Source organism: Caldisericum sp., from assembly GCF_049967455.1.
GTDB lineage: Bacteria > Caldisericota > Caldisericia > Caldisericales > Caldisericaceae > Caldisericum > Caldisericum exile_A.
The window spans coordinates 1-3,896 of sequence record NZ_JBMFSR010000066.1; the positions used below are offsets into that span (position 1 = coordinate 1).

At 34.1% G+C, this 3,896-nt stretch carries 5 protein-coding genes; all 5 read right to left on the bottom strand.

Annotated features, from left to right (window positions below; translation table 11 throughout):
• Nucleotides 1–147 precede the first annotated feature (147 nt).
• The 5 genes from ACP5SP_RS07525 to ACP5SP_RS07545 all read right to left on the bottom strand — a co-directional run bounded on the left by ACP5SP_RS07525 (nt 148) and on the right by ACP5SP_RS07545 (nt 3,391).
• Nucleotides 148–900 (bottom strand): hypothetical protein, encoded by a 753-nt coding sequence (locus tag ACP5SP_RS07525; protein WP_428076414.1) that lies wholly within the window; start codon nt 898–900, stop codon nt 148–150.
• A gap of 9 nt (nt 901–909) precedes the next feature.
• The gene (locus ACP5SP_RS07530; protein ID WP_428076416.1) at nt 910–1,647 is read right to left on the bottom strand and encodes a hypothetical protein; all 738 of its coding nucleotides are present in this window, start codon (nt 1,645–1,647) and stop codon (nt 910–912) included.
• Nucleotides 1,644–2,270, bottom strand: coding sequence for an ATP-binding cassette domain-containing protein (locus tag ACP5SP_RS07535; protein ID WP_416085569.1), 627 nt, complete (start codon nt 2,268–2,270; stop codon nt 1,644–1,646). The genes ACP5SP_RS07530 and ACP5SP_RS07535 overlap by 4 nt, the downstream gene beginning before the upstream one ends.
• A gap of 21 nt (nt 2,271–2,291) precedes the next feature.
• Nucleotides 2,292–2,795: an SPASM domain-containing protein gene (locus tag ACP5SP_RS07540; protein ID WP_428076419.1), complete on the bottom strand. Its 504-nt coding sequence runs from the start codon at nt 2,793–2,795 to the stop codon at nt 2,292–2,294.
• A 140-nt stretch (nt 2,796–2,935) separates the two neighbouring features.
• Nucleotides 2,936–3,391, bottom strand: a complete 456-nt coding sequence (locus tag ACP5SP_RS07545) for a radical SAM protein (RefSeq protein WP_428076421.1) — start codon at nt 3,389–3,391, stop codon at nt 2,936–2,938.
• Between the last annotated feature and the right edge of the window lie 505 nt (nt 3,392–3,896).

Below are 3,896 nucleotides of genomic sequence, written 5' to 3' on the forward strand. Positions count from 1 at the left end.
AATGGAGAAATTAAGGTACATATTTCTGCAATAACTCCAAGGGCAACACCAAGAGTAACAGGTCCCCAATTACCTCTGAGGTAATCTCACTTTTAGCACCGGGGATTTTATCCATAAACTCTTCTAAACACTTCTGAGATAATTCTTCTAAACTCTCTGATTGGGAATCTCTATTCTTTTAACATTTTCTGTGGCTAACCATGTAAAGATTAAAAATACGAAGATTCCGAACAACCAGGACCATGGACTTTTTAGGTCCTGTATTGAAATTATTTCTAAGATATGTATTACAGCTTCATTTCCTTTGAACATATGGCTTAGTAAAATTAAAGATTTAAAGTATAAAAGAACCATTCCAATAGAAGTAATACTTCCAATAACAAGTTTGTGAGGGAAAAGAGTTGATACAAACACTCCAAAGCTAACAAACAAAAGAGTTTTCAAGATATTTGAACTTATTGCCTTGCCATCTTCTTTTAAAAAGTCTACTAATTGGATATTCTGTAATATCATCTTATTTACACCTTCAAGACCAAAGTGCCCAGTTATAAGACCCGCTGAGATTGACAAAACAAAAAACATTATTACAAATTGAACAAGCAAAAAGAGATAAAAGTTTAGAAATCGTTTTTTCATCCATTCTGTTCTACTTTGACCGCACAATAGATGCGTCAAGAAAGTTCCCTGAACATATTCCACGCTAAACATAAGATCTGAAAAGAGAATAAAAAGAATTGGAACAGCATATTCTGTAGTACTGCTTATATAATGAAAACCTATTGCAAGTCCACCAGCAGGGCCTTTAGTAATATCTTTCACAATTATGCCTGTTAGTATACCCAAAACCGCAAATACTGCCTGCATAAATATCCACTGTTTTTGCTTAAACAAACTTTTCATAATTCACTCTCAACGGTTTACAATTTCAATTCTACTTACACGTTCAATGGAGAGCCAGGTGAAGAATAAAAACCAGAAAACTCCAAGAATTATGGCAGATTTCGTTGGATTTTCAAGAAAAAAACTCCTAACGATGAGATCAAAAAGTTTTTTATTCGAGTTCACTTCGTGAAGGATACTCATAATTTTTACCATGATAAAAAATAGTCCTATCGATGTAACGCTTCCAATAACAAGTTTGTGAGGGAAAAGAGTTGATACAAACACTGCAATACTTACAAAAATAAATGTCTTCAGAATATTTAGGCCTATTGCTTTAATGATGTTAATTGTACTCATCTGGTACAATTCACTATCTACACTTTTTAATCCCTCAAATCCAATGTGTCCTAAAATTAAGCCTGAGACTAAAGACACAGCAATAAATGTGATTGAAAATTGAAGCAGGATAAAGATATAAAAGCTTATTGATTTTTTTAACATCCACCTTCTCCTGCTCTGGCCACACAATAAATGTGAAAGAAATGTTCCGTACACATACTCAACATTGAATATAAGGTCTGAAAATAGAATAAAAAGAATTGGAATTGCGTACTCATGTGTGTTAGCAATCGTATGTAAACCTATTGCAAGACCACCTACCGGTTTATCAACCTCTTTCATAAAACCAATTGACGCCAATATAGCTAAGATAAAAAATATTGTTTGTACCACTATCCAATGTTTTTGCTTAAATAGAATCTTCATAGTATTACCTCCTTGTGAACTGTTTTATCAATAAGATTTCCATAGAAATTAGGGTTTGTCCCTGCAATAACAAGTGTTTTTTGTCTGGATTTGTAGTCCTTTACTAAATTTAGTAAAACCTCCTGTCGCTTTTCATCAAGAGCAAGTTCTGGCTCGTCCCATATAAGGATTTCAGGATCTCCCATAATAGAAAAAGTGAGTTGTGCTATCTTTCTCATCCCATGAGATGATTTTTTGTAAATAGTTTCAAAATCAATATTCCACATTTTTATATAATTCTCAAGCATCTTCACACTTTCGTCATTTATGCCCTTTTCTTTTGCAAATAGCAGAACATTTTCTTTTAAACTCAAATCGACGTAGAAACCCATTCCATCGACGACAGCACCCACTTTTTTCAATACTTCAGGATTGTAATAAGGATTTTTATCCAAAATTTTCACTATACCCTGGTCTGGTTTTATTATGCCCAATAAGATTTTCAAAACAGTACTTTTCCCTGAAGCGTTTTGACCTTCCAGATACAATAACTCCCCTTTCTTTACCTCTAATGAAAAATTTTCCAAGATTCTAAAGGATCTTCCAAATTTAAAACTCACATTTTCCATCAAAATTTGCGTCACTTCGAACCTCCCTATGACTTTTTACAATATTTTATAATTGTAGTTATTCTTTTCCAAATTAAACTTGTCTGATAGACATTCTTTTGCGTGGCCCGTTTCCTCGGGAAATAGTATCCTGTAAGGACAGCCGCCAGCATTGCATATCGGTAATATAGGACACTCTCCGCATTCAGAATAGTTGGAAGGGTCAAATGTAATCCACTTTAAGTATCTTTCGTAATTTGTTATACCAGATTCGACACTGCCTATGCTTTTCTCTTTCTGACCTACTTCATTCCAACATTTATACAGGTAACCCTCAGGATCTACACAAAAAGAATTCTCTTTTGTAGCACCACAAACTCCATAATTTGGCTGGGGATACTTTAGAAGACCAACAAGTTCAGGTCGGTTTTCAACCTCTAGCCCGAAATCTTTGGAATCGTAGCATATTCCAGAGAAAGTAACATTTGATACGTTATCAGTATGTAGAGGTGCCAAGTATGGATGAATATTATTGGGCATACTTTTTAATTCTTCTAGCAAATCTGAAATAAACCTCTCATTCGTTTTGTCTACATTAATTCTAACTGATATTCGCTCAAAAAAATGTGCATTGTCTTTTAAATTCTTTACAATTATATCATAAACAGGACCACCATTTTTGTGAGGACGTCTTCTATCATTTACTTCTCGAGGACCATCGATAGTAACTTGTACAATCTTAATATTGCATTCAAGGGTTCGCCACCATACCACGCTACCGAAACTTTAGTATTTTGGTTAATTAGTTGCTTAATAAAGGAGATTACCTTATCTGCAGTTTCCTTACTCATATATTCAGGTTGTTTATAATCCTGTTGGTAACAATAAAAGCATTTAAAATTGCAATCCATAGTTGGCGCAATAGTCATAGCAAAAACATCGTTTTTAAATTTCGATTTCCATGTCTGATATTTTACAAATGAAAGTTCATCAAAATCATCAGAGACAATGTAAAAGGTTTTTCTAAGCTCATTATAAATAGTTGGATCTACTAACCTTATTTCATCAAATCTTCCTTCCGTTATTTTCTCATAGACTGTCTGTTCTACCTCACATAAACCGCCGTTTATCGCCATTATAGGCAAAAATTCTATCATCAAAAGTCAAAAATCTTACATACTTCCCAATCCTCATTTCCACCTCCTTGTATAATATGTTTATACTATAGAGTAGATAGGTCTAAAATCTATCTTTCTATTAGCCTTATTAAAAGCATTAATATGTTGCTCCCTAAGAGAAGGCAAGAGAAAGCTGTTTCCTCCTTGGGAAAGGTTTTCCTTATCCCTTAAATAAGACTGCTTCTCCTGCCTTCTACCTGAAATACTGTTAACTAAGTTGGGAGTGTCTTTTGAGGTAAATCTCTTTTTTGAAACAAGGCTGTGGTGGTAGAAGTGTAGGGGCAAATGCCTAACTCTTCGGAAGGAAGAGAAAGGAGATGAAGGTGTATGAAGCAAGAAATTGAGAAGGCGATGTTTGTATGTATTGATGTTGGAAAGAGAAAAACATGATGCCTGTTTTCTTGAGCAAATTTAAGCCATGGCTTACTAAACAGGATTCCTGGATAAAGTTATACTTATTTGCAATCCGAAAAGACATTTGATA

What these genes read in the sequence shown, in the direction of transcription:
- ACP5SP_RS07530 (WP_428076416.1), bottom strand. Translation starts at nt 1,647, where the DNA reads ATGAAGATTCTATTTAAGCAAAAACATTGGATAGTGGTACAAACAATA.
- ACP5SP_RS07525 (WP_428076414.1), bottom strand. Translation starts at nt 900, where the DNA reads ATGAAAAGTTTGTTTAAGCAAAAACAGTGGATATTTATGCAGGCAGTA.
- ACP5SP_RS07545 (WP_428076421.1), bottom strand. Translation starts at nt 3,391, where the DNA reads ATGATAGAATTTTTGCCTATAATGGCGATAAACGGCGGTTTATGTGAG.